Origin of the sequence: Aeromonas sp. S18(2024) (assembly GCF_041402525.1) — a bacterium.
GTDB lineage: Bacteria > Pseudomonadota > Gammaproteobacteria > Enterobacterales > Aeromonadaceae > Aeromonas > Aeromonas enteropelogenes.
In genome coordinates this window covers 39869-64038 of record NZ_JBGLQV010000010.1, presented here as the reverse complement: position 1 = coordinate 64038, position 24170 = coordinate 39869, and the positions used below count along the sequence as shown (strand labels likewise).

The window sequence follows — 24170 nt, the reverse complement described above, 5'->3', positions numbered from 1 at the left end:
GCATCATTGCTGGTCTTTCAGATTAAACGGGCGAACATAGGGCAACAGTTCGGTATCCATCGTGACACTGCGGCCACCGGTACCGACACTGCCGAGCCCCTTCATCTCGAACTGCAGACCGATCGATTTCTCCGAAGTGGGTCTCAGGGTGACGTTGTCAGGCTGGTTGTGCCACTCCAGGCTCAGGTTGATGCTCCAGCAGCAGGAGTCGTATTTGACACCGATCTTGCGGTCAATGTTCACATCCTGCTTGATATCGCGATAGTAGCCGCCGTAAACCTGCCACTGATCGGCAATCGGCGCCATCATTACCAGACCTGCCTGGCTAAGATCCTCTGCCAGGGCGGCATTGGCCGGGTAGCGGTAATCCCGGTTGCCATCCTGAATAAAGCGGTAGTTGAGCTGGGTAACCAGCTTGTCATGACGGTATTCCACGGCACCATTGCCTGAACTGAACGCTCCCTCCTCGGTATCGTACTGGGCGCCAGCGTGGGCGAACCACTGATCCGTGATCCGGGCATCCCCCTCAAAGGAGAGCAGAGAACGGGCGTTGGTGCTCTCGGGATCCGAGGAATAGAGACGAACCTTGGGAGAGGTCAGCTCGAACGCCTGGGCGACGGAGAGACGCAGCCGCTCATCCCCGAGGTTGTCATAGATCCGGCTGGTGAGACCAGCGCTGATCCGGTTGGCATCGCTGATCCTGTCGAGACCTGCGTAACGGCGATCGCTGAACAGGCTGTAGTAATCCTGTCGGGTGCTGGTGGAGTCGTAGACCCCGATATCGTCCTGGTTCTCGTAGGGGATGTAGAGATACTGGAACTCGGGTTCCAGAGTCTGGGTTCCCTTGCCGTCAAACCAGTCGACCGAGCGATCGAAGTTGAGGCCACCCTTGAGGCGGAAAGAGGGCAGCAGACGATTGATGGTGCCATCCTTGAGGGTCAGCTTGCCAGTCTCGGCATCGGTGAAGCGAGCGCGATCCGTACCGACCAGGGTGTTTGGTACCTCCTGGTTGTAGGAGGTAAACATCAGCTTGTACTGGCTAGTGAGGTAGTAACCGGGCGCATCCACTAGGGGAACCGTCAGAGTCGGGGCCATGTGCAAACGGGTTGCGGTATAGCGCTCTCCCGACTGATAGCTGCTGGCATTGCCGCTGTCATAGCCAAACTTGGTCAGCTCGCTGTTCCAGGCCAAATCGAACCAGTTGCCCTGGCGATAGTAGTTGTAGTCGATGCGCGGCAGCATCTCGTGCGGCAGCAGCGCATAGGGACTCAGGATCTGGTAGCGGCGAACCTCGGAGGTGAGGTTCCAGTTCTCCTGGTAGTAACCGGCGGTAAAGGATTGCTGCAACTGGTCATCAATCTGGGTGCCCACCTGGGGGCTGAAGTCGTTGAAGTAGTTGTAGTCCCTGTCCCGCACCTTGGTGTAGTCGAGCCCGAAGCGCAGGGAACCGTCCATCAGGCTGGAACCGTGGCGAACGTTCAGCAGATAGCGGTGGCCGTCAGACAAACCGGCCAGGCTGGGGTTGCTCGGGCTGTACTGTTTGTCATCCGCCAGGTTTTCGAAATAGAGGGTGCCGACGTGGGCGGGGTCCGGCATGTAGCGGAACTCCACCTGTTCCATCAGGCCGCGCTTGTCCATGAAGCGGGAGGTGATGGTGGCGTCATAATTGGGGGCAATGTTCCAGTAGAAGGGCTGGGTGATCTCCATGCCGTTGCCGGAGCTCTGCTTGTAACCCGGATAGAGCAGGCCCGTCTTGCGTTCATCCTTGATGGGGAAGTTGATGTACGGGAAATAGAACACCGGATAGTCATAGAGCCAGAGGCTGGCGTTCCAGGCTTCACCGAACACCTCTTTCTGATCGATGTCGATGCTGCCCGCCTTGAGGGTCCACACCTCCTGACCGGGGGGGCAGGTGGTGTACTGGGCCCCCTCCATGGTGATGTTCTGGTTGTTGTTGGTCATGGTGACCCGTTTGGCAAAGCCGCGCACCGGTGAACCATGAACCTGATACTTGCCCTCTTCCAGTTCGGAATTCTTGGTATCCAGGTTGGACTTGAGGGTCTTGTCGCTGGTGACGGTCACCTGACCGTCGTTGTAATAGATGTTGCCGATGGCGATGACATCCCGGCTCTTCTGATCGAGCTGGGCATAGTCGGAGTCAAACTTGCGAACCCCCTGACGCACCTTGACGTCCCCTTCATAGACGGCGGTGCCGCCCTGCTTGGCCTCAAGGCGATCGGCGTCGACCTCGACCGGCAGGGCATTGGCATCTTCCGCCGAAGAGGGCTTTTCGACCTTGGGGACATAGTCATAGCAGAGGCTGTCGAGAATACCGGTCGCAGGCGGCGGATTGAACGGGGCCGCCTGCACCATCATGGAGGTCAGGGCCGGTGCCAGGCTGATAGTCAGGGCGATGGGATAGCGGTATCCCAGTGTCCATTTTGTCATGTGAAAGACTCGTGCAATCCGTGATAGGTACGGTTGATCCAGGGCATGCATTTTACGACAGGTTTCATCGAGTTGACATTGCATGTCATTGCTTTATGTTAGCCGGCAATGATAAAGCATTATTGCGGCCAGGGCTAACAGCCAAGTGCTGCTTTCCACCTTGGTCCTCGACTTATGTACGATCGCGATTCCCTGCTTCTGCAGTGGGCACGCCGACTCTCCGGTGATGCCAGCCTCCATCTTACCCTTATTTCCGGTGATGCCAGTTTCCGCCGCTACTTTCGTGGCGGTGGCCTTATCTGGGTGGATGCCAATCCAAAAACCGAAAAAAATCATGAGTTTGTTCGCAATGCGGCGGCCTTGCGTGCGCGTCAACTGCTGGCGCCCGAGGTCAAGGCGGTGGACTATGAACTCGGTCTGCTGGCGGTGACCGATCTGGGGGATACCCAGCTTATTGGCTGCCTGAATGCCGACAACGTACTGGCTTGGTATGACAAGGCCATCGGGCTGTTGCCTCGCCTTGGTGCGGTTGAGCTTGACCTGGAGCCTTTTGATGCCGCCTTCATGGCGCGTGAGAACAGCATCTTTCCCGAGTGGCTGCTGGGTCAGCATCTGCAATTGACCCTGAGCGATGAAGAGCAGCTGTTGCTGGACGAGACCTTTGCCTGCCTCACCGAGAACAACCTGGCCCAGCCGCAGGGAGTGATGCACCGGGACTTTCACAGCCGTAACCTGATGGTATGTGGTGGCAATACCCCTGATACCAGCGAGCTTGCCATCATCGATTTTCAGGATATGGTCATCGGCCCCCTTAGCTATGACCTGGTCTCTTTGCTCAAGGATTGCTACGTGCGCTGGCCGGACGAGGTGATCGAACAGGGGATGTGCCATGGTTTTGCGACCCTGCAGCAGGCGGGGCTGCTCGGCGATCTCGATTACGCCAGCTTCCGCCGCCATGCGGATCTCACCGGCATGCAGCGTCACCTGAAAGCCGCCGGCATCTTCACCCGACTCTATCATCGGGATGGCAAGTCAGGTTACCTCCAGGATATTCCCCGCACCCTGGGATATGTGGTGGATGTCTGCCAGCTGCACGGGGCCAGCGAGCCCGTGCTCGCCCGTTTTGGCGACTGGTTGCGGCAGGTTGTGCTGCCGGGACTCGTCCGGGTGGCGGAGGCGCAGTCATGAAGGCGATGATCCTGGCGGCAGGACGTGGCGAGCGGATGCGCCCGCTCACCGATACCCTGCCCAAGCCGCTGCTGGTAGTGGGGGGTAAGCCCCTTATCGTGCATCATATCGAAAAGCTTAAAGCTGCAGGGGTGACCGAATTGGTCATCAATCACGCCTGGCTCGGCCACAAGCTGGTGGAGGCGTTGGGGGATGGCAGCCAGTTCGGGGTGACCATCCACTGGTCAGCAGAGGAGAGTGCGCTGGAGACCGCAGGGGGCATAGTGCAGGCACTGCCGCTGCTGGGCAGCGACCCCTTTCTGGTGATCAACGGGGATACCTGGCTCGATCTGGACTACCGTACCCTGGTGACCCAGCCTCTGGGTGAGGATCTGGCCCATCTCTGGCTGGTGCCCAACCCTCCCCAGCATCCCCAAGGGGATTTTTCCCTGCAAGAGGGGCGGGTGCTGGATATTCCCGGGTTTACCTTCAGTGGCGTCGGGCTCTATCATCCGGCAGCATTTTCCAGTCTGGCGAGCGGTGCGCGCAAGCTGGCTCCCCTGCTACGGGAGTGGATGGCACAAGGGCGAGTGGGGGGGAGCCTGCTGGCCGGCGAGTGGCGTGATATAGGCACAGTCCCGCGACTGCGCGAGCTGGATGATCAGCTTCTGGCTCGCACTCATTAACATCAAGAGGTCTTGAACCATGCGTATTTGGGGTAAGGTGCTCGGCGCCTTCTTCGGTTTTCTGCTCGGCCACCTGATTGGTGCCCTCATCGGCCTCTGGATTGGCCACCGTTTCGATCGGGGCATGGGATTGCAAAGTGCGTTTCGCCGCGGGCCGACTCAGGAGCAGCAGGCGGTCTTCTTTCATGCCACTTTCGCCGTCATGGGGCACATTGCCAAGTCCAGCGGTCAGGTGACCGAGCAGGAGATCCGGATGGCCTCCAACCTGATGGATCGGATGCGACTGGCAGGGGAGCAGCGAGCCCGCGCCCAGGAGTCGTTCCGTCAGGGCAAGGAGGCTGGTTTTCCGCTGCGCGAGACCCTGGCCGAGTTTCGTCGTGCCAGCCAGGGGCAGCGGGACATTCTGCGCTTCTTTCTGGAAGTACAGCTGCAGGCCGCGTTTGCCGATGGCCGGGTCGAGGATGGGGAACGTGCCATTCTGCACACCATCGCCGACGAGCTGGGCTTCAGCCGTATCGAGCTGGCCCGGATCCTGGCCATGGCCGAAGCGCAGATGAACTTCTTCAATCGCGCCCATGGCCAGTACCAGGGCGGCGGTGCGGGTGGCCAACAGTATCGTCAGGAGGCTCCGTCAGCCGATCGTCTCAAGGATGCTTATCAGCTGCTCGGGGTGAACGAGAGTGACAGCGATCAGGATATCAAGCGTGCCTATCGCAAGGAGATGAGCAAGCACCACCCCGACAAGTTGGCTGCCAAGGGGTTGCCACCCGAGATGATGGAGATGGCCAAGGAGAAGGCCCAGGAGATCCAGCAGGCCTGGGAGTGGATCCGCGAAGCCCGCGGCATTCGATGACCTGTTCTCGCCCATGACAAAAAAGCCCCGCATGATGCGGGGCTTTTTGTTCAGGGCAGGAACCTTGCCTTACTTGGCCGGGATCTGCTCCAGCACGCGGGTCAGCAGCTGCCAGAAGCGCTCGACCGCGACGATGTGCACCTTCTCGTCCGGGGAGTGGGCGCCGCGGATGGTCGGGCCGAAGGAGACCATGTCCCACTCTGGGTAGGCGCTCTTGAACAGACCGCACTCGAGGCCGGCGTGGATCACCATGATGTTGGGGCGGCTGCCGAACAGCTCCTCATAGGTGCCGCGCACCAGCTCCATCACCGGGGAGTTGACGTTCGGGGCCCAGCCCGGGTAGGCGCCGGTGAACTCGCAGCTGGCGCCGGCCAGGGTGAACAGGGAGCGGGTCATCTGCTCGATCTGGTCGCGGCCCGAGTCGATGAGAGAACGGATCAGGCACTGGACGTAGACTTCCCCGTCCAGGGTCTTGATGACGCCCAGGTTGGTGGAGGTCTCGACCACACCGGTCATGCTGTCACTCATGCGCATCACGCCGTTCGGGCAGGCCATCAGGGCATCCAGCAGGTGATCGCGCAGGGAGGCGCTCATCACCTTGGCGGGGGCGGCAGTCTGGGTCAGCAGCACGGTCAGGTGCGGCTCGGTGGCGGCCAGCTCGGTCTGGTAGATGCCGGTGAAGCGATCGACCAGGGCCTTGAACTCGGCGACGTTGGCACCCGGCACAACCAGGGTGGCACGGGCCTCACGGGGGATGGCGTTGCGCAAGGTGCCGCCGTGGATCCCGGCGAGCTCCACGTTCAGGGATTGTGCGGCCTTGAGCAGGCGCACCAGCAGCTTGTTGGCGTTGCCGCGACCGCGATGGATGTCGCCGCCGGAGTGGCCGCCGACCAGTCCCTTCACCTGCAGCTCGAATGCCTCGCCCGCCGGGGCGGCGGTCAGCTCGAGGGGAAAGCGGATGTTGGCGTCGACGCCACCGGCGCAGCCCATGTAGACCTCACCGTCCTCTTCGGAGTCGGTGTTGATGAGGATCTCGCCCTCCAGCCAGCCGGCCTCGAGGCCGAAGGCGCCGGTCATGCCGGTCTCTTCGTCGGAGGTGAGCAGCACCTCCAGCGGGCCGTGTTTGAGGCTCTTGTCGGCCAGCACCGCCAGACAGGCGGCCATGCCGACGCCGTTGTCGGCGCCCAGGGTGGTGCCGCGGGCGGTGACCCACTCACCGTCCACGTAGGCATCGATGGGGTCTTTGGTGAAATCGTGCGGGGTGTCGGCGTTGGCCTGGGGCACCATGTCGAGGTGCGCCTGCAGCACTACCGGCTTGCGGTTTTCCATGCCCGGGGTAGCGGGCTTCTTGATGAAGAGGTTGCCGACCTTGTCCTGCTTCACCGCCAGCCCTTCGGCGCTGGCCCACTCGGTGATCCAGCTGGCGAGCGCCTGCTCGTGCTTGGAGGGGTGGGGGATAGAGCAGATTTTCTCGAAGAAATGCCACACCAAGGTGGGAGAGAGGGAACTCAGTTGTGCCACGTCAGGACTCCTTACCAGCACGGAATAGTGAGAGGCCCCGTCAACGGGCCCGGGAAGTGGATAACGATAATACAGCCAATCGCAGAAAAATGTGAGCAGACAGCGTAAATCTCGGGTCGGTTATGCTGCCGGGGAAGGCTGTGGCAGGCAATGATCAGGTTCGAGGGGGGCTGGCAGGTGGAAAAGAAATTATGTGACACATCTCACAAAAAAGTTGAATTTATGGCGCCGACTGGTAAATTAGCTTCCGTGGTTCGCCACCCGTCAGGATGACGATGAAAGCCTCCAGGGAACCGAAGCAAAGACAAGTGCGCCTCCATGGAACCGAGTGTTCGTTCAAGGATTTGAGCCCGCATTAAAGGTACGTAACTTGTTAAGCAATCAGGAGTTTAAAGATGCCAGGCAGCAACTCAACCTATTGGTTCGCCCCGTCTCTCTATACCCAGGGTTTCAGCTACCCTAACCCCTTCGTCACCCGTCGCTAAGACGGTCTGTCCGAACAAACGGACAACCCGCCTGTGACAAACAGGCATGACGAGAAAGCAGCAGGTGTGTGAGGTAAATCCTCCTCCCTGCTATTTTTTTATCTGCTGTTTGGCGTTGTGATGGATTTTGCGTCAACCGGACGGGTAGTCGCTTGGTCATTTGGCTCTTTATATGAGTCATCTGGGGATAATCTGGACGATCTTTCCTTCATTTGGCATACGTTTGCCAGTCATTTTATCTGCAAACGGTGCTATCATACCGGCCCAACAGCCTGTCCGCGGTGTTGGCACTCCATGCAACCGATCGCCGGATATGCCCATCTTGCTTCCACTGCCATAGATCCGCTGCCGAGGCTTAGCCCTGAGGCAGCCAAAGTGCAATCTGAATTCAGTCGAGCAAGGGCCATCATTGCTTGGTTATCGGGGGAAGTACCCTGGTTGCCATTATTTTAAGTGATTGTTTTAAATAACTATTCGAGATCGATAACATGCCGAAGAAGTTTTATGTATCGTGGGACAACCTGCAACGTGAAGCGCGCCGTCTGGCCCGTCGTCAACTGCCAGTCAGCCAGTGGAAAGGGATCATCGCGGTCAGCCGTGGCGGCCTGGTGCCCGCTGCCCTGATGGCCCGTGAACTCGGCATTCGCAACGTGGAAACCCTGTGCATCTCCAGCTATGACCATGACAACCAGCGCGAGCTGGTTGTGGTCAAGGCCGCGACCACCGCAGGGGATGGTGAAGGCTGGCTGGTGGTGGACGATCTGGTGGATACCGGTGGCACAGCCAAGGCGATCCGCGAACTCTATCCCCGCGCCAAGTTCATCACCATCTTCGCCAAGCCGATGGGCGAGCCGCTGGTAGATGACTTCGAGGTTGCCATTCCGCAGGATACCTGGATTGAACAACCTTGGGATATGGCGCTGGAGTTCACCACGCCAATCTGCGACGAAAAATAACAGTTTCACAGGGCTCCACTTCGGAGCCCTGTTTTTTTGTCTGTCAATTGGGCCCGGGGTGGCTGTGTGACGACAAATCTGGTTAAGATGAACCATTGCCTGATCATGAATGAGATTTTACCTTGGACTTGAACGACGACCTCAACCTGACCGACCGACTGTTTACCCGCGTCAAGAAGGTATTGGAGACTTCCGAGATATCCAATACCAGTCCGGCGGCGGAAGAGGGCGAGTCAGAGGAGATGTTTATCGATGGCTCCCTGTCAAATCGCTGGTATCGTCTGCTGCGACGCCCTTCCTGGGCCTGGCAGGGCGCCGATCCGGTCGAAGTGGAGCAGACCCTGGCGCGCATCGCCATGGCGACCGGGGAGCGAACCCATGATTGCTACCTCGATACCATCAAGGGTTATGTGCCGGGCAACTGGATCTATGAGTGGAGCCAGGTGGCCGGCACCTATTTCAAACGGGGACGCGAACTGCGCGAGCAGGGAGATTCGGCGGCCGCGCTGAAGCAACTGCTCAAGGCGGTGCGCTACTACTCCATCGCCAGCTACCCCCACCTCAAGAATGACGAGCTGGCGGATCAAGCCCAGCTTTTAGGCAACATGGCCTATCGCGAGGCGGGCCGGCTGTTCAAGGTGCCGCTCAAAGAGATCCAGGTGCCGTTTCGCGGCAAGCATATTCAGGGCTATCTGCACCTGCCGACCACCGACAAGCCGGTGCCTCTGGTGATCATCAGCGGTGGGATCGACTCCCTGCAGCTCGATTTCCTCGCCTTCTATCTCAAGCGGCTGGAACCCAACGGCATCGGTATGCTCTCGCTGGACATGCCGGGGATCGGCTATGCCGAACATTGGCCGTTGGTGCAGGACACCAGTCGCCTCCATCAGGCGGTGCTGCAGTATCTCTCCGAGGTGGCCTGGGTCGATCACCAGCGCATCGCCATGGTAGGCATGCGCCTTGCAGGGAATATTGCTGCGCGTTTGGCCTTCATCGAGCCTTTCAAGCTGCGTACCGTGGTGTGTGTGGGGGCGGGGGTCAATCAGGTATTCACCAGCCCTGAGCTTTTTGCAAAATGCCCTCGCATGATGCGAGACAGTCTTGCCAACCGGCTGGGAGAGGATGCAGCCCAGTGGGATACCATGCGCACCAAGTGCCAGGTATTTTCACTCAAAACGCAAGGATTGCTGGGGACTCGCACCTCGGTGCCGATATTAAGTATCGGGCACAAGAAAGATTTCATCTGTCCCGAGAGCGATGTCCGGGCATTGGCGGCGGCCAGCCGCAATGGCAAGGCGGTCGTGTTCGACAAGCAACCCTTGCTGGAGGTGTATGACCAGGCCATGGAGGAGATTGTCGAGTGGTTGAAACGACATCTGTGTGTCTGATGTCGCGCTAAAAATCTGATGCCATCACAAGGTGGCGCGGCTTGTTTAACAGGGAGGTTAACATGTCTGAAAGAGTGACCTACAAGCGACTGCTGAGGCAATTCGCTGCCATAGGCCCATATCTGCGCGAGGATTTGTGTGAAGAGGGGCGTTACCGTTTCGATTGTCTGTCCGTCTGTGTCAGCGCCAAGCCGGCACCGGACAAGCGGGAGTTCTGGGGCTGGTGGCTGGTACTGGAGCAGGATGACCATCACTTCCGTTATCACTATCAGCTCGGTTTCTACGATGCAGACGGGGTGTGGCTCGACAAACCCGTCCCCAAGAAACACCAGGCAGAAGTGGAACGGACCCTCAATCACTTCTACAAGCTTCTGGTGGACAGATTGACTGTGCTTGAGTGCCACCTGGCGCCAGCCGAGCAGGTAACCAACGAACTGGCGGTCACCGCCGCCTGATCCCCGATACCCTGCGAGGGACTCACACCCTCGCAGGGTTATTCTTGTTCTCCCCTTCGCGGATTTTCGCCCCTTCTTCCGACGTTAATTGCCTTGCAGGGCCTGATGGCCGTGGGTATAAAGGGATTCCTTACTTTTTAGCCTTTATGCTCCCATGGAAAACAGAACCATAGTCGTCAAGTTGGGCACCAGCGTGCTCACAGGGGGGTCTTCCCAGCTCAATCGTGCCCATATGGTCGAGCTGGTCAGACAGTGTGCGGCCTTGCACCGTCACGGCCATCGCGTCGTCGTCGTCACCTCGGGGGCCATTGCCGCCGGGCGTGAGCACCTGGGGCACCCGCCACTGGCGCCAACCCTGCCCAACAAGCAGATGCTGGCGGCGATAGGCCAGACCCAGCTGATCCGGGTATGGCAGGATCTGTTCAACCTCTATGGTCTGCATATCGGCCAGATGCTGCTGACCCGTGCCGATCTCGAGGATCGCGAACGCTACCTCAATGCTCGCGACACCCTGCGTACTCTGCTCGATCACCGCATCATTCCGGTCATCAACGAGAACGACGCCGTGGCCACCGCCGAGATCAAGGTGGGGGACAACGACAACCTCTCGGCTCGTGCAGCCATCCTGGCCGATGCGGATCTGCTGATCCTGCTTACCGACCAGAAGGGGCTGTTCACCGCCGATCCGCGCACCAACCCGGATGCCCAGCTGATCGAAGAGGTGCAGACCATAGACGACACTCTGCGCAAGCTGGCGGGCGGCAGTGTCAGCGGCCTTGGCACCGGCGGCATGGCCACCAAACTTCAGGCGGCCGACGTGGCCCGTCGTGCCGGTATCGACGTGGTGATCGCCACCGGCCAGGTGCCGGAGGTAGTGGGGCGCCTGGCCAAGGGCGAGCGTATCGGCACCCGTTTCCCGGCCCTGGCCACACCGCTGGAAGGGCGCAAGAGCTGGATCCTGGCAGGCCCCCCTCCCCACGGCGAAGTGCATGTAGATCAGGGGGCCGTGGCCGCCATGCAGGAGAAAGGCTCCAGTTTGCTGCCCAAGGGGATCGTCGCGGTCAAAGGGGATTTCGTGCGCGGCGACGTGGTGCGTATCCTGGGACCCAAGGGCGCCGAGCTGGCGCGCGGCATCTGCCGTTACAACCATCAGGAGCTCGACAAGCTGCAGGGCGTCCATTCGGACCAGATTGAACAGGTATTGGGTTACGGCTATGGCGCCGTGGCCATTCATCGGGATGATATGGTGCTGCTGTGATCGCAGCATCGGCATGAACAGAAGGGAACAGTCATGAGTCTGGAAAAAATGGGGCAGGCGGCCCGTGAGGCCGCCTATCAGCTGGCCACCGTCAGCACGGCGCAGAAGAATCGGGCGCTGGCTGCCATCGCCGACGAGCTGGAGGCGCGAAGCGCCCAGATCCTGGCTGCCAACGAGAAGGACATCGCTGCAGGGCGCGAGGCGGGGCTGTCGGAGGCCATGCTGGATCGGCTGCTGCTCAATCCGGCCCGGCTGGCGGGCATCGTAGCTGACGTGCGCAAGGTGATCACTCTGGATGATCCCGTGGGGGCCGAGATCGACAGCCGGGTGCTGGAGAACGGCCTGCGCCTCTCCCGTCGCCGGGTCCCCATCGGCGTCATCGGCGTGATTTACGAGGCACGCCCCAACGTCACCATCGATATCGCCAGCCTCTGCCTCAAGACCGGCAACGCCAGCATACTGCGCGGTGGCCGCGAGACCTTCCACTCCAACCTGGAGCTGGTGCGGGTGATCCAGAGCGCGCTGGCCGCCTCAGGTTTGCCCGAGGCGGCGGTGCAGTACATCGACAACCCGGACAGGGCTCTGGTGGGTGAGCTGCTGCGCCTCGACCGCTACGTGGACATGATCATTCCCCGCGGCGGTGCCGGGCTGCACAAGATGTGCAAGGAGAACAGCTCCATCCCAGTCATCATCGGCGGATTCGGCATCAGCCATATTTTCGTGGATGAGAGTGCCGATCTGGCGCGTGCCTTGCCCCTCATCGATAACGCCAAGGTGCAGCGCCCCTCCGCCTGCAACGCCCTCGATACTCTGCTGGTGCACAAGAAGATTGCCGAGCGTCTGTTGTCTCAGCTGGTGAACCTGATGAACGAGCGCAAAGTGGCGCTGGTGGCCACCCCGGAGGCCATGCCCCTGCTGGCCGGTGCCGAGCAACTGCGCGCAGCGGGTGCCGAGGACTTTGACACCGAATGGCTGTCGCTGACCCTGGGGATCAAACTGGTGGCGGACGTCAACGAGGCGCTGGCCCATATGCGCGAGCACAATGCCGGCCACTCGGATGCCATCCTCACCAACGATCTGGCCAATGCCGAGCGTTTCGTCAATGGCGCTGGTTCGGCAGCGGTTTATGTCAACGCTTCTACCCGTTTCACCGACGGCGGCCAGTTTGGTCTGGGGGCCGAGGTGGCGGTGTCGACCCAGATGCTGCACGCCCGTGGTCCCATGGGGCTCACTGAGCTCACCAGCTACAAGTGGGTGGGCCAGGCGGACTATCTGAGCCGCGCCTGATGTGCCTTGGCGCCAGAGATGAAAATGCCGACCCCGGGGGTCGGCATTTTGTTTTTTGAAGGTTCCCGGCATCGCGCCTGGGTACTTATTCCTGGGGATCCCGCTCGATCACGATGTTGGAGAAGCCCAGCTCCTTGAAGTAGTTCTCGCGGTAATCCTTCACGCTCTTCTTGTCGCGCCGGCACACCTGGGCCAGCTGAGCCTCCATGGCATGGAAGCTGGCGAGGTCGATCCCTTCGGCGGCGGCCACGGCATCATAGATGCTGTTGAACTTGTCGTTGGCGTAGCCGATCTCCCTGGCCTGCTTCTTGTAGGTGTAAGTAATCTTGAACGCCATGGCGTTATTCCTTTGATTTGGCTTGCTTGCGCTGAACGTAGAGGTAGAGGCTCTCTACCTTTTCCAGTGCCCAGGGGGTCTTGCGCAAAAACTTCAGGCTGGACTTGATGCTGGGCTCATGGGTAAAGCAGCGGATGTTGATCTGCCGGCCCAGCTCTTCCCAGCCGTAGTGGGCCACCAGGGCAGTGACGATGGCTTCCAGCGTCAGCCCGTGCAGCGGATTGTTCTTCTGCGAAGAGGCGGGCTGTTCGCTCATGCTTGCTCCGCCAGCTTGGCAAAGGGTTGACCCATGCGGGTGGTGACCCCGTTGGCCAGATGCGGCTCGAAACCGGCCAGCATGCCCGGGCCAAACAGACAGACGACTGTGCTGCCGAGCTTGAACAGACCCATCTCGGCACCTTTTTGCAAGGTGATGGCCTCATCGCCTGTGTAGTCCCAGCGCACCACCTTCTTCTCTTTGGTCGGCGCTATGTTGCCGGCCCAGATGGTCTCGATGCTGGCCACGATAGTGGCACCGACCAGCACCAGCGCCATGGGGCCATGCGGGGTGCGGAAGGTGGCCACCACCCGTTCGTTGCGGGCAAACAGGTTGGGCACGTTTTCGGCGGTGAGCGGGTTGACCGAGAAGAGATCCCCCGGCACGAACACCATGCTCTCTAGCACGCCATCCAGCGGCATGTGGATGCGGTGGTAATCCTTGGGCGCCAGATAGATGGTAGCGAAGTCGCCATCCTTGAACGGCGCCACCAGATCCTCATAGCCGCCCAGCAACTCGCGGGCGCTGTAGTCGTGGCCCTTGGCCTGGATGATACGGCCTTGGCTGATGGGGCCGAGCTGGCTGACGGTGCCATCCACCGGCAGGGCCAGGGTCATGGCGTCTTCCACCAGGGGGCGAATACCGGGCTTGAGCTCGCGGGTGAAGAACTCGTTGAAGCTCTTGTAGTGGGCAGGGCTCTCGTGCAGCGCCTCGCTCATGTCGACCTGGTACTGCTTGATAAAGGCCTCGATCACCCTGGTGGTGAGGTTGCCCGCTTCGGCGGCGGCCAGCTTGCCCACCAGGCGGGAGAGGGCGTGTTTGGGCAGACAGTATTGACCGGCAATTTTCAGGTTGTCAGTAATGCTCATGTTCATCATCAACGTAGGTTAAACAGGGTCACAGGCGTGCCTGTTGGCGACCGTGACGGGCTTCCTGCATGGTTTCCAGGATGCGGTGATAGTTGTGGAAGCGATCGGCGCTGATGGCGCCCGCTTCGACCGCGGCGCGCAGGGCGCAGCCGGGATCGTCCTTGTGGGTACAGTCGCGGAACTTGCAACCGCCCAGATAATCGCGGAACTCGACGAAGCACCAGGTGATGCGGTCGGCTTCCAGATGCCAGAGGGCGAACTCGCGGATCCCGGGGGAGTCGATGAGATCGCCGCCGCTCGGGAAGTGGTAGAGCCGCGCCGTGGTGGTGGTGTGCTGGCCGAGCCCCGAGTTCTCGGAGATCTCGCCGGTGAGCACATCCAGCCCCGGCATCAGGGCATTGGTGAGGGACGACTTGCCGACCCCGGACTGGCCGACGAAGATGCTGATCTTGTCGGTCAGGGCGGCTTTCAGCTCATCGAGCCCTTCGCCGCTCTCGCAGCTCACCAGCAGCACCTCGTAATTGAGCTTGCGGTAGGTTTCGAGCTGGCGCTCGATGCGGGCGCGGGCGGCATCATCGAGCATGTCGACCTTGTTCAGCACGATGAGGGGGCGGATCTCCACATCCTCGGCGGCCACCAGATAGCGGTCGACGATGTTGGTGGAGAACTCGGGCATCACCGCCGAGACGATGATGATCTGGTCGATGTTGGCGGCGATGGGTTTGACTCCGTCGTAGAAGTCCGGGCGGGTCAGCACCGAGTGACGCGGGTGCACCGCTTCGATGACGCCGGCGGTCGCGGCATTGAGGCCGGGACGCCACACCACCTTGTCGCCGCACACCAGGCTGCTGATGCTGCTGCGCCGCAGGTTGCTGCGGTGGATGGTGCCATCGCTCGCTTCGACGTCTGCGTGCTGACCAAAACGACTGATCACCACCCCTTCGATGGCCGGCCCGAACAGGGTGTCATCCACCTCTGTGGTGTGCTCTTTTTGCAGCCGCCGCTCGCGGTTGGCCTGGACGCGCCTTTGTTGACCCAGATTGAGTTTTGCTTTCTTTGCCACTCGATTCGCCAGTTTATGAACAGATCCAAAGCCAGTATGATACATGCAAATTGGCAAAATTCCGCCATTCCTCCCAATAGAGAGAGCAATCATGACAGTCAGCGCGCAGAATCTGGTATGGATCGACATGGAGATGACGGGCCTCGACCCTGAAGAAAACGTGGTACTGGAGATCGCCACCATAGTCACCGACAAGGATCTGAACGTGCTGGCCGAAGGGCCGGTCATCGCCATCCACCAGAGCGACGAAGAGCTGGCCAAGATGGACGACTGGAACGTCAACACCCACACCAAGAGCGGTCTGGTGGCCCGGGTCAAGGCGAGCCAGCACGACGAGGCGAAAGCCGTCGCCGAGACCCTCGACTTCATTCGCCAGTGGGTGCCGGAGCGCACCAGCCCGCTGTGCGGCAACAGCATCGGCCAGGATCGCCGCTTCATGGTCAAGCACATGGCTGATCTGGAAGCCTTCTTCCACTATCGCAACGTCGATGTCAGCACCATCAAGGAGCTGGTACGCCGCTGGCAGCCGGAGCTGCTGGATCAGTTCAAGAAGAGTGGTACCCACCAGGCGCTGGACGACATCCGCGAATCCATTGCCGAGCTGCAGTTTTACCGCACTCACGTCTTCAAGATCTGATGCCCAGGCAAGGGATTGCCCCGCTCTGGTTGCTAAAATCGACAGTTCGACCAGCTTTTGAGCGAACGCGCGCAACCAGACAAAAAAGCCCTTGCAATTGGAATGACTGCTCTTATAATTCGGCTCCCGTACAGTAGCGCAAGCAACCAAATGCTGTACGGCCTGTTTTAAGGCAGTTGCGGGAATAGCTCAGTTGGTAGAGCACGACCTTGCCAAGGTCGGGGTCGCGAGTTCGAGTCTCGTTTCCCGCTCCAAAATCTGATGATGCACACTGGTGCAAACCAGCCCGATGCGGGAATAGCTCAGTTGGTAGAGCACGACCTTGCCAAGGTCGGGGTCGCGAGTTCGAGTCTCGTTTCCCGCTCCAATCATCAGCACAGCCTCAAGACAATCTAATGTTGCGGGAATAGCTCAGTTGGTAGAGCACGACCTTGCCAAGGTCGGGGTCGCGAGTTCGAGTCTCGTTTCCCGCTCCAAAAATTTGTAAGTGATATTCCGATGCGGGAATAGCTCAGTTGGTAGAGCACGACCTTGCCAAGGTCGGGGTCGCGAGTTCGAGTCTCGTTTCCCGCTCCAATCACTTGCAGATGATATTCTGTTGCGGGAATAGCTCAGTTGGTAGAGCACGACCTTGCCAAGGTCGGGGTCGCGAGTTCGAGTCTCGTTTCCCGCTCCAAAAATTTGTAAGTGACATTCCGTTGCGGGAATAGCTCAGTTGGTAGAGCACGACCTTGCCAAGGTCGGGGTCGCGAGTTCGAGTCTCGTTTCCCGCTCCAATCACTTGCAAATGACATCCTGTTGCGGGAATAGCTCAGTTGGTAGAGCACGACCTTGCCAAGGTCGGGGTCGCGAGTTCGAGTCTCGTTTCCCGCTCCAATCTCTCCTCGAAGTCTTGTCACTCCTCCTGATTTATCAATGACATCGCGCTGCGATGATTTTTCGTATCTGGCGTTTGCCCAGATCGGCTTTTCCATTTTTTGCAAACCGGGTTTGTACGTGGCTGGTCGTAGGGGACGGGATCATGACCCGTGGTGGGGGAGCGGAAAACGACGGACAAAAAAATAGGAGGGGCGGCGGCTCCTCCTACGGGTTCGCTGGCACGGGCTTAGATAACGGTGACGTTCTCGGCCTGCGGGCCTTTCTTGCCCTGGGTCACAGTGAACTGGACTTTTTGACCTTCAGCCAGGGTCTTGAAACCCGCGCTCTGGATGGAGGAGAAGTGAACGAATACGTCCGGACCCTGGGATTGCTCGATAAAGCCAAAACCCTTGGTTTCGTTGAACCATTTGACCTGGCCGGTGCGAATGTCAGACATGTGCTAAATCCTATCTATAACAATATGAAACTAAGCCCGGTGGGGCTGCATTTGCCTTGCTGCAGGGGTTGGCTCATGACTGACCACGTCTCATTGTCCCAGTAGCACGCAGAACAATCCCTGTCTAAAGCAAAAACGATTGTACGTTAGCACCTACCCTTGTCAATTTTGCCCCTTTCGTTTTTTGAACAAGCTAAAAATATTGTGAAGTCAGCGGCTTATTTGAGGAAAAACGGCATAAAAAAACGGGAGGCATGGCCTCCCGCTTCTCTTACTCCTTGAGGGCGAACCCCTCGCCCTGCCGATCGTAGCGATAGATGGCCTGGCCGTAAGAGCGAATTTCCACTCGCTGGATGCGACGATTTTCGTCCACCAGGATGAAGACCGATTTGCCGGATTGCAGCCGGGTCAGCGGACGATCCGGCCCTTCGATGGCGATGAGGCGACTCAGTTCCACCCCCGGCAGCTCGAATTTACGGAAGATGGAGTAGAGGGTCTCGCCAGCCTGCACTTCGTGCTGCAACCAGGTACCGTTGACCTTTTCTTCCACCGCCGGTTTGGCGGCAACTGCCGCAGAGGTGCTGCCGACAGTCAGTGCCTGGCTGGGTACGGCAAGGGGAATATCGAGTGAACCTGATGGGGCCACCGTTGGTGCACTGGGGGCCGGCTCCCAGGCCAGCACCAGCAACCAGAGCGGAGTCAGGATCAGCAGCCCTATGGTGTTTTTGCGGGGCAGCGGGCTGCTCAGCTTGAACTTGGTGGCCTTGGGCTCCTGGCTACGTTGGCCGAAGCGGCTCATACCCTGGCCGATGCACTGGCGCAGGGGCAGGGTTGCGGCATTGATACGATGGAGCAGGGATCCTTGTGATTCGTCTTGGCGACGCTGCTGGGCTCGTCTGTTATGGCCACGTGGGCGACGGTCCGGGGTGGGCACGGCATTTACCTCTCACTACATTGCCTGCCATCAGGCAAATACGCTGCCTATGGTAAACGGACTCGCCCCCGAGGGGGAGAGTCCGTGAGAGGAAAATTATCAGCTGAGACGAAATTGTCCCAACAATTGCTGCAATCGCTCTGCGGCCTGACGCAGAGCCTGACTGGCTTTGGCCGTTTCGGTCGCATCCAGGGCGATGTCGTTGGCCAGTGCGTTGGTTTTTGACAGATTGCCGGAGACGGTCTCGGAAACCGAGCTCTGCTCCTCGGCGGCAGAGGCGATCTGGTAGGTCATGTCGTTGATGGTGGAGATGGCCTGATAGATGCTGCCGAGCGCCTCTTCCGCCAGATCTGCCTCGCCTACCGCCTGGTGGGTCAGCTGCTGGCTCTGGTTGATGGCGTTGACCGCGTTGGCCGAGCTGTGGCGGATCTTCTCGATCAGCTCCTGGGTGTTCTGCACCGCCTGCTGGGTGTTGCCCGCCAGCTTGCGCACTTCGTCGGCCACCACTGCAAAGCCGCGTCCCTGCTCGCCGGCGCGCGCCGCCTCGATGGCCGCATTGAGCGCCAGCAGGTTGGTCTGGTCGGCAATGCCCTGAATGACGGTGAGGATGCTGGTGATCTGCTCGCTGTCGTGGGCCAGCCCTTCCACTACCTCGGCCCCTTTCCCGGCCTCTGCGGCGACCTTGTGCATCGACTGGATCACCTGCTGGAAGCGTACCTTGCCCTGATCCGCCGCGCTCTGGGCCTGCTTGGCCGAGTCGGCGGTGTTGTTGGCGTGGGTGGCCACCTCCTGGCTGACGTAGGACATCTCCTGCACTGCGGTCAGCATCTGTTCCATCTCTGCCTGATGATGCTGCAGGTTGTTGTCGGTCTGGCCAGCGATACGGTCGGTGTCACCGGCGTGACGGTTCACCTCGCTGGCAGTTTTCAGCACATCGCCCAATAGCCCCTGCAGCTTGTCAATGAAGCGGTTGATGCCCTTGGCCAGATCCCCCAGCTCGTCCACCGAGCGGGTGGTGAGGCGCTTGGTGAGATCCCCTTCGCCGTCGGCGATGTCATCCACCAGGCTGACCATCTGACGGATGGGGCCCGTGATGCTGCGAGCGATCACCAGCATGGTGGCCAGCGCCAGCACCAGCACGATGAGCGCACCCACCAGCTGTTGGGTCATGGCGGCCCGGTTCATGTCGCTCAGTTGGGCTTCCAGCTGATCGGCGCCCGCCAGCACTACCTTGTAGGGCAGGGTGACGATGATGGCCCAGTTGCGGGCCATGCCCGGCACCATGATGGGCACCGAGATGCGGAATGAATCGTTCAGCTCCTGACGCTGAACCTCCGGCTTCAGATATTGTTGCCACTGCTGGCCGAGCACCTTGTCGGCCCGCCCACCCAGCAGGCTGGCATCCCCGCTGGTGCCGGTGATGACACCGGCGGCGCTGACGATCAGGGTCTCGCCCTTGCCCTCATAGATGTTGCTGTTGAGGGTCTTGGCCTGGCGGCTGATGGAGTCTACCGCCAGATCCAGTGCGGCGATCCCCTTGAACTGGCCACCCACCATGATGGGGGTGGTGATGGTGCTGACCAACACCTGCTGGCCGTTGATGTCCACCTTGAAGGGATCGATGAGGCAGGAGCGTCCCTCCCGTTTCGGACAGGAGTAGTAGTCGTTGGCCGGATTGCCGAACTCGTCGGGGTCGGTTTTCTCGATGGAGAGCAGCAGATCCGTGCCGATCTGATCCTTGTCACGATAGAAATAGGGCACGAAGCGACCCTTGTCATCGCTGCCGAGCGCGCTCTGGCCGGCGAAGCTGGCGTCCTGGCCATCGAAGCCGCTCGGTTCGAAACCGGCAAAAGCGCCGTACAGTTGCGGCTCGAGTGCGAGCTGGGCCTTGAGCAGATCGGTGGCCTGCTGGCGAGTCAGGGGCAGCTTGCCCTCCTGCTGCAGGGCGAGGGCGCTGGCCATCTGCTGGGTGTAGGAGAGTCCCTTTTGCAGCAACTGGGTGATGGCGGCCGCTTCGGCACGGGCGTTGGCGCTGACTTTCTGCCAGGCCTCCTGTTGCAGGGCGGCGCGGCTGGAGCTGATGGTCAGCTGTTGGGTTTGTTGGCCCGAGTAGTGGTTGAGCAGGATCAGGATCACCAGGGCGGTGGTCATGGCGATCCCGGCCATTACCAGAATACGATTCTGGATAGAACGAAACTGCATCGTGCGTTCCTTGTGACGTGGAAAGTTGTTTGAATTATCGGCAGGGCGGGAGGCTTCTCCAGCAATGCTGCCTAGCAAAGCGGAAAAAACTGAACGGTTTTGCGATCCTCTTCAAAGATTGATGGGCATGCCCTATCGACCGCTTATTTCTTGTCCGGCGTCCTCATGGTTTTCCCATCCGTCACTGTCGGTGCTAAAATGCGACGGTTTTTTTAACGAATTGGCCCAAGGCCCTCTACACAAGGCTTAAAGATGAAAGTCAAAACCCGTTTTGCTCCCAGCCCGACCGGCTTTTTGCATGTCGGCGGTGCCCGTACCGCACTCTATTCCTGGTTGTTTGCAAAGAATCAGGGCGGTGAGTTCGTGCTGCGTATTGAGGATACCGATCTGGAACGTTCCACCCAGGAGGCGATCGACGCCATCATCGAGGGCATGGAATGGCTGGAGCTGAACTGGGATGAGGGCCCCTACTACCAGACCAAGCGTTTCGATCGCTACAACGCCTTGATCGACGAGATGCTGGCCGACGGTCGCGCCTACAAGTGCTACTGCTCCAAGGAGCGTCTGGAAGCGCTGCGCGAAGGCCAGATGGCCAACGGCGAGAAGCCCCGTTACGACGGCAAGTGCCGCCATGGTGATCACGATCACCCGGCCGATGCGCCTCACGTCATCCGTTTCCGCAACCCGACTGAAGGCTCAGTGGTGTTCGATGACCACGTACGTGGCCGCATCGAGTTCGCCAACACCGAGCTCGACGATCTCATCATCCGCCGCACCGATGGTGCCCCCACTTACAACTTCTGCGTGGTGGTGGACGATTGGGACATGGAGATCACCCACGTGGTGCGTGGTGAAGACCACATCAACAACACCCCGCGCCAGATCAACATCTACAAGGCGCTGAACGCGCCGGTGCCAGAGTTTGCCCACGTTTCCATGATCCTGGGTGACGACGGTGCCAAGCTCTCCAAGCGCCACGGCGCCGTCTCCGTGATGCAGTACCGTGACGACGGCTACCTGCCGGAAGCCCTGTTGAACTATCTGGTGCGTCTGGGCTGGTCCCACGGCGATCAGGAGATCTTCAGCCTGGAAGAGATGATCAAGCTGTTCAGTCTGGATGCCATCTCCAAGTCCGCCTCGGCCTTCAACACCGACAAGCTGCTGTGGCTGAACAACCACTACATGCGCAGCCTGGATCCGGCCTATGTGGCCAAGCACCTGGCCTGGCACATGGCCGACCAGAAGATCGACACCAGCAATGGCCCGGCCCTGGCCGACGTGGTGACCCTGCTGGCCGAGCGCTGCAATACTCTGGTGGAGATGGCCGCCCAGAGCCGCTATCTGTTCGAAGAGTATGAAGCCATCGACGAAGCGGCTGCCAAGAAGCATCTGCGTGGCGTCGCCGCCGAGCCCCTGGCCCTGGCCAAGGCCAAGCTGGCTGCCCTGGATACCTGGACTACCGAAGCGCTGCACGAGCTGATTGAAGCCACTGCAGCCGAGCTGGGTCAGGGTATGGGCAAGGTCGGCATGCCGCTGCGCGTGGCGGTGACCGGTCTGGGTCAGTCCCCGGCCATCGACGCCGTGATGGCGCTGGTGGGCAAGGAGCGTGTGCTCGCCCGCATCGATCGCGCTTTGGCGTATATCGAAGCGCGCATGGCCGCCGAGTAAGCAGGCCATCGTCAGGCCGGGCGGGATACCTGCCCGGCTGGACACCAGATATAAAAAATCCGAAACGCCATGTTTCGGATTTTTTTATGGTCGCAGTTTTGTGTGGCGGAGCCTGGCTGAGCAGGATCCGGATCGGGATCAGGTCAGCTTGAAGGAGTTGATCTGGCTGTCCAGATCCTTGCTGTGTTGCTCCACCAGCTCGGAGGCCTCCTGCAGCTCCCGCAGCACCACCACGGAGCCTTCGGCGATCTGCTTGACCTGCTCCAGGTTGCCGCGCATCTCTTCGGCCACCGAGCTCTGTTGCTCGGAGGCGGCGGCGATGTGGCGGTTCATATCGGCCACCCCCTGCACCCGTTGCACTATGGTGGCGAGTTGATCCCCCGCGCGAGTGACCTGCTCTACTCCCTTGTCCGCCTGTTGCACGCTCTGGGACATCAGCTCGGCCGCCTGGGCGGCATTGCCTTGCAGCTGTTCGATCATCTTCTGGATCTCGACGGTGGCCGCTTGGGCCCGGTTGGCCAGCTCCCGTACCTCGGAGGCGACTACCGCAAAGCCCCGACCGGCCTCACCGGCGCGGGCTGCCTCAATGGCGGCGTTCAACGCCAGCAGGTTGGTCTGCTCCGAAATGCCGCGAATGGTGTCGACCACAGAGCCGATGCGATCCACCCCCTGTTCCACCTGATTGACCACAGTGGCAGAGCGCTGGATGTTGCCGGAGAGGGTGTCGATGGTGTTGACGGTTTCCGCCACGCAGCGGCTGCCCTCTTCGGCCAGCTGGCTGGTTTCTGTGGTGGCATGGGAGGCCTGTTCGGCATGGGCTGCCACTTCACGAATGGCGCCGACCATCTGGCTCATGGCGCTGGCCAGCTGCTCTATCTGGCCAAACTCTTCGTTGATCGCCTCGTTGGCCTCCTCCATGCAAAGGGTCACCTGGGAGGCGATCTCGTTGAGCTCCTTGCAGGCGGCACGCTGGTTGCCAAACACTGCCTTGAGGTTTTCCTGGGAGTGGGAGACCGCCTTGGCAATGTCACCGAACTCATCGCGGGAGTGGAGCAGCACCTTGTGGCTGAGATCCCGCTTGGCGAAGCGCTCCAGCAGGCCGACCAGATAATGTACCTGCTTCACCATTAGGCGGGAGCCGGTCAGCAGCAGGATCACGAACAGCAGCCCCATGATGGCCGTCTCCATCAGACCGGTCCAGAGCAGGCGGTCGGCAATGGCATTTGCCTTGTCCGGATCCAGCCCTTCGCTGAGCAGGGTGGCTTCCAGATTGTTGGCATCGAACCAGAGCTTGGTGAGCAACAACAAGGTACTGAATACCATCAGCAGTACTACCTTGGGTACCAGCCGTATATCACTCATCCGCTTCTCTAGCAGGTTTAGCTGCATATTTTTTCTCCTTTAAAAAACTGCTTTTTCCTTTGTCCTCAGGGCTATCGGCATTATCTTCCCTTTTATTAATTTGCACTGTGTTTAAAGTTGGAAAATGTATGCGACATCACTTAACTCATCTGCGGGCCACCGATCTGCTGATGGCCTTCCTCTCTGTTATCTCGGTATTGCTGGTTACGGCCCGTTGGTGGGGGCACGAGACCCTGACTTCCCAGACACTGCAACTCTTCTATGACCTCGACAGCCTGATCTGTTACTTCTTTCTCGCCCACTTCGCTTATGGCCTGGCCCGCGCCCCTGACAGGAAGGCCTACTTCAAGGCCAACTGGTTTTATCTGCCGGGCAGTCTGCCCATGGTGGAGTCCCTGCGCTGGGCCCGGTTGATCCAGTTGTGGCGGGTCTATCAGTTGCTGCGCAGCCAGCCGGACCTGCTGGCCATGTTTCGTCGCGAGCGAAACGAGACCACCATTTCCGGCATCCTGTTCCTGTTCGTCCTCTTGCTGGGGCTCGGCTCCGGGATCATGTACTGGATTGAATCCGGTCAGCCGGGCAGTGAAATCGAGACTCCCTATGATGCGTTCTGGTGGACCCTGGTGACCCTCTCCACCGTGGGTTACGGGGATCTGGTGCCCAAGACGGAGGAGGGGCGTTTTGTGGCCAGCCTGCTGATCCTGTTCGGGGTCGGCCTGTTTGGTGCGCTCAGCGGTTTCATGGCCAGCCTGTTTCTGCAGCCCAATCGCGGTGATAACGACACCGAGAAGTGGCGTCATCACTACAATGCCCAGCAGGAGCAGTTGTTGCAGGAGTTGCGAGCACTGCGGGCCGAGGTGCGGGAGCTGAGAAACAAGTGATGATGAGGTCAAAAAGTGGCCAAGTCATGTATGGCAGGGCAGGAAGTGCCCCCGGGGGAAGCGTTTTCTTTGCTTGTCCTTTAACCTGCCGGCGGCTTAACATTCAGCCTCTTACCCAAAACTGAAAAGAGAACCGATCGAC

The 24170-nt window shown here is 59.9% G+C and carries 21 protein-coding genes and 7 tRNA genes; 18 read left to right on the top strand and 10 right to left on the bottom strand.

Annotation, left to right across the window (positions count from 1 at the left end):
- Positions 1-3: 3 nt before the first annotated feature.
- Positions 4-2448: an LPS assembly protein LptD gene (gene lptD / locus ACB034_RS16120; RefSeq protein WP_342018130.1), complete on the bottom strand. Its 2445-nt coding sequence runs from the start codon at positions 2446-2448 to the stop codon at positions 4-6.
- 174 nt (positions 2449-2622) lie between these two features.
- On the opposite strand from lptD, the gene ACB034_RS16115 reads away from it, so the two are divergent.
- Genes ACB034_RS16115 through djlA form a run of 3 tightly spaced genes read left to right on the top strand, consistent with a single transcriptional unit; the run spans position 2623 to position 5154 of the window.
- A complete protein-coding gene (locus ACB034_RS16115; RefSeq protein ID WP_371173243.1) occupies positions 2623-3636 on the top strand; it encodes an aminoglycoside phosphotransferase family protein in 1014 nt (337 codons plus the stop codon).
- Entirely contained in the window at positions 3633-4301 is a 669-nt protein-coding gene (gene murU / locus ACB034_RS16110; protein WP_371173242.1) for an N-acetylmuramate alpha-1-phosphate uridylyltransferase MurU, read from the top strand. Before ACB034_RS16115 ends, murU begins: the two co-directional genes overlap by 4 nt.
- Before the next feature lie 19 nt (positions 4302-4320).
- Entirely contained in the window at positions 4321-5154 is an 834-nt protein-coding gene (djlA, locus tag ACB034_RS16105) for a co-chaperone DjlA (protein WP_371173241.1), read from the top strand.
- Between the two features lie 69 nt (positions 5155-5223).
- On the opposite strand, the gene ACB034_RS16100 is transcribed toward djlA, so the two are convergent.
- Positions 5224-6675, bottom strand: coding sequence for an aminoacyl-histidine dipeptidase (locus tag ACB034_RS16100; protein ID WP_371173240.1), 1452 nt, complete (start codon positions 6673-6675; stop codon positions 5224-5226).
- Between the two features lie 973 nt (positions 6676-7648).
- Here ACB034_RS16100 and gpt point away from each other — a divergent pair.
- The 5 genes from gpt to ACB034_RS16075 all read left to right on the top strand — a co-directional run bounded on the left by gpt (position 7649) and on the right by ACB034_RS16075 (position 12504).
- Positions 7649-8116 carry a xanthine phosphoribosyltransferase gene (gene gpt, locus ACB034_RS16095; RefSeq protein WP_026457557.1) on the top strand — a complete coding sequence of 156 codons (468 nt, stop codon included), beginning with the start codon at positions 7649-7651 and terminating at the stop codon, positions 8114-8116.
- A gap of 122 nt (positions 8117-8238) precedes the next feature.
- Positions 8239-9504, top strand: a complete 1266-nt coding sequence (gene frsA, locus ACB034_RS16090) for an esterase FrsA (protein ID WP_026457558.1) — start codon at positions 8239-8241, stop codon at positions 9502-9504.
- Positions 9505-9566: 62 nt separating this feature from the next.
- On the top strand, positions 9567-9959 hold the full coding sequence (gene crl, locus ACB034_RS16085; protein WP_026457559.1) for a sigma factor-binding protein Crl: 393 nt from the start codon (positions 9567-9569) through the stop codon (positions 9957-9959).
- A 154-nt stretch (positions 9960-10113) separates the two neighbouring features.
- Positions 10114-11217: a glutamate 5-kinase gene (gene proB / locus ACB034_RS16080; protein WP_042028272.1), complete on the top strand. Its 1104-nt coding sequence runs from the start codon at positions 10114-10116 to the stop codon at positions 11215-11217.
- A 33-nt stretch (positions 11218-11250) separates the two neighbouring features.
- On the top strand, positions 11251-12504 hold the full coding sequence (locus tag ACB034_RS16075; protein WP_371173239.1) for a glutamate-5-semialdehyde dehydrogenase: 1254 nt from the start codon (positions 11251-11253) through the stop codon (positions 12502-12504).
- Positions 12505-12589: 85 nt separating this feature from the next.
- On the opposite strand, the gene ACB034_RS16070 is transcribed toward ACB034_RS16075, so the two are convergent.
- Genes ACB034_RS16070 through rsgA form a run of 4 tightly spaced genes read right to left on the bottom strand, consistent with a single transcriptional unit; the run spans position 12590 to position 15029 of the window.
- On the bottom strand, positions 12590-12841 hold the full coding sequence (locus tag ACB034_RS16070) for a DUF2960 domain-containing protein (protein WP_042028274.1): 252 nt from the start codon (positions 12839-12841) through the stop codon (positions 12590-12592).
- A gap of 4 nt (positions 12842-12845) precedes the next feature.
- Entirely contained in the window at positions 12846-13097 is a 252-nt protein-coding gene (locus tag ACB034_RS16065) for a VF530 family DNA-binding protein (RefSeq protein ID WP_371173238.1), read from the bottom strand.
- Entirely contained in the window at positions 13094-13966 is an 873-nt protein-coding gene (gene asd, locus ACB034_RS16060) for an archaetidylserine decarboxylase (RefSeq protein ID WP_010633008.1), read from the bottom strand. Before asd ends, ACB034_RS16065 begins: the two co-directional genes overlap by 4 nt.
- Before the next feature lie 28 nt (positions 13967-13994).
- Positions 13995-15029, bottom strand: coding sequence for a small ribosomal subunit biogenesis GTPase RsgA (gene rsgA, locus ACB034_RS16055; RefSeq protein ID WP_041202860.1), 1035 nt, complete (start codon positions 15027-15029; stop codon positions 13995-13997).
- A gap of 91 nt (positions 15030-15120) precedes the next feature.
- Here rsgA and orn point away from each other — a divergent pair, with 91 nt between their 5' ends.
- The 8 genes from orn to ACB034_RS16015 all read left to right on the top strand — a co-directional run bounded on the left by orn (position 15121) and on the right by ACB034_RS16015 (position 16542).
- Positions 15121-15666, top strand: a complete 546-nt coding sequence (orn, locus tag ACB034_RS16050) for an oligoribonuclease (protein ID WP_371173237.1) — start codon at positions 15121-15123, stop codon at positions 15664-15666.
- 178 nt (positions 15667-15844) lie between these two features.
- A tRNA-Gly gene (locus ACB034_RS16045) sits at positions 15845-15920 on the top strand.
- Positions 15921-15957: 37 nt separating this feature from the next.
- A tRNA-Gly gene (locus tag ACB034_RS16040) sits at positions 15958-16033 on the top strand.
- A 33-nt stretch (positions 16034-16066) separates the two neighbouring features.
- Positions 16067-16142: transfer RNA gene (locus ACB034_RS16035), tRNA-Gly, on the top strand.
- Positions 16143-16166: 24 nt separating this feature from the next.
- Positions 16167-16242, top strand: a tRNA-Gly gene (locus ACB034_RS16030).
- A 24-nt stretch (positions 16243-16266) separates the two neighbouring features.
- Positions 16267-16342 (top strand) — tRNA-Gly (locus tag ACB034_RS16025).
- Between the two features lie 24 nt (positions 16343-16366).
- Positions 16367-16442, top strand: a tRNA-Gly gene (locus tag ACB034_RS16020).
- A 24-nt stretch (positions 16443-16466) separates the two neighbouring features.
- Positions 16467-16542, top strand: a tRNA-Gly gene (locus ACB034_RS16015).
- Positions 16543-16771: 229 nt separating this feature from the next.
- Here ACB034_RS16015 and ACB034_RS16010 read toward each other — a convergent pair.
- The 3 genes from ACB034_RS16010 to ACB034_RS16000 form a co-directional block, all read right to left on the bottom strand.
- Entirely contained in the window at positions 16772-16981 is a 210-nt protein-coding gene (locus ACB034_RS16010) for a cold-shock protein (RefSeq protein ID WP_005297820.1), read from the bottom strand.
- A gap of 271 nt (positions 16982-17252) precedes the next feature.
- Positions 17253-17915 (bottom strand): LysM-like peptidoglycan-binding domain-containing protein, encoded by a 663-nt coding sequence (locus tag ACB034_RS16005; protein WP_371173236.1) that lies wholly within the window; start codon positions 17913-17915, stop codon positions 17253-17255.
- A gap of 99 nt (positions 17916-18014) precedes the next feature.
- Positions 18015-20117, bottom strand: a complete 2103-nt coding sequence (locus tag ACB034_RS16000) for a methyl-accepting chemotaxis protein (RefSeq protein ID WP_338611797.1) — start codon at positions 20115-20117, stop codon at positions 18015-18017.
- A 252-nt stretch (positions 20118-20369) separates the two neighbouring features.
- Between ACB034_RS16000 and gltX the strand changes: the two genes are divergently transcribed.
- Positions 20370-21785 (top strand): glutamate--tRNA ligase, encoded by a 1416-nt coding sequence (gene gltX, locus ACB034_RS15995; protein ID WP_216992992.1) that lies wholly within the window; start codon positions 20370-20372, stop codon positions 21783-21785.
- A gap of 138 nt (positions 21786-21923) precedes the next feature.
- On the opposite strand, the gene ACB034_RS15990 is transcribed toward gltX, so the two are convergent.
- Complete coding sequence (locus ACB034_RS15990) at positions 21924-23174, bottom strand: methyl-accepting chemotaxis protein (RefSeq protein ID WP_026455921.1); 1251 nt, start codon at positions 23172-23174, stop codon at positions 21924-21926.
- A gap of 32 nt (positions 23175-23206) precedes the next feature.
- Between ACB034_RS15990 and ACB034_RS15985 the strand changes: the two genes are divergently transcribed.
- Positions 23207-24028: a potassium channel family protein gene (locus ACB034_RS15985; protein WP_042070094.1), complete on the top strand. Its 822-nt coding sequence runs from the start codon at positions 23207-23209 to the stop codon at positions 24026-24028.
- Positions 24029-24170 lie beyond the last annotated feature (142 nt).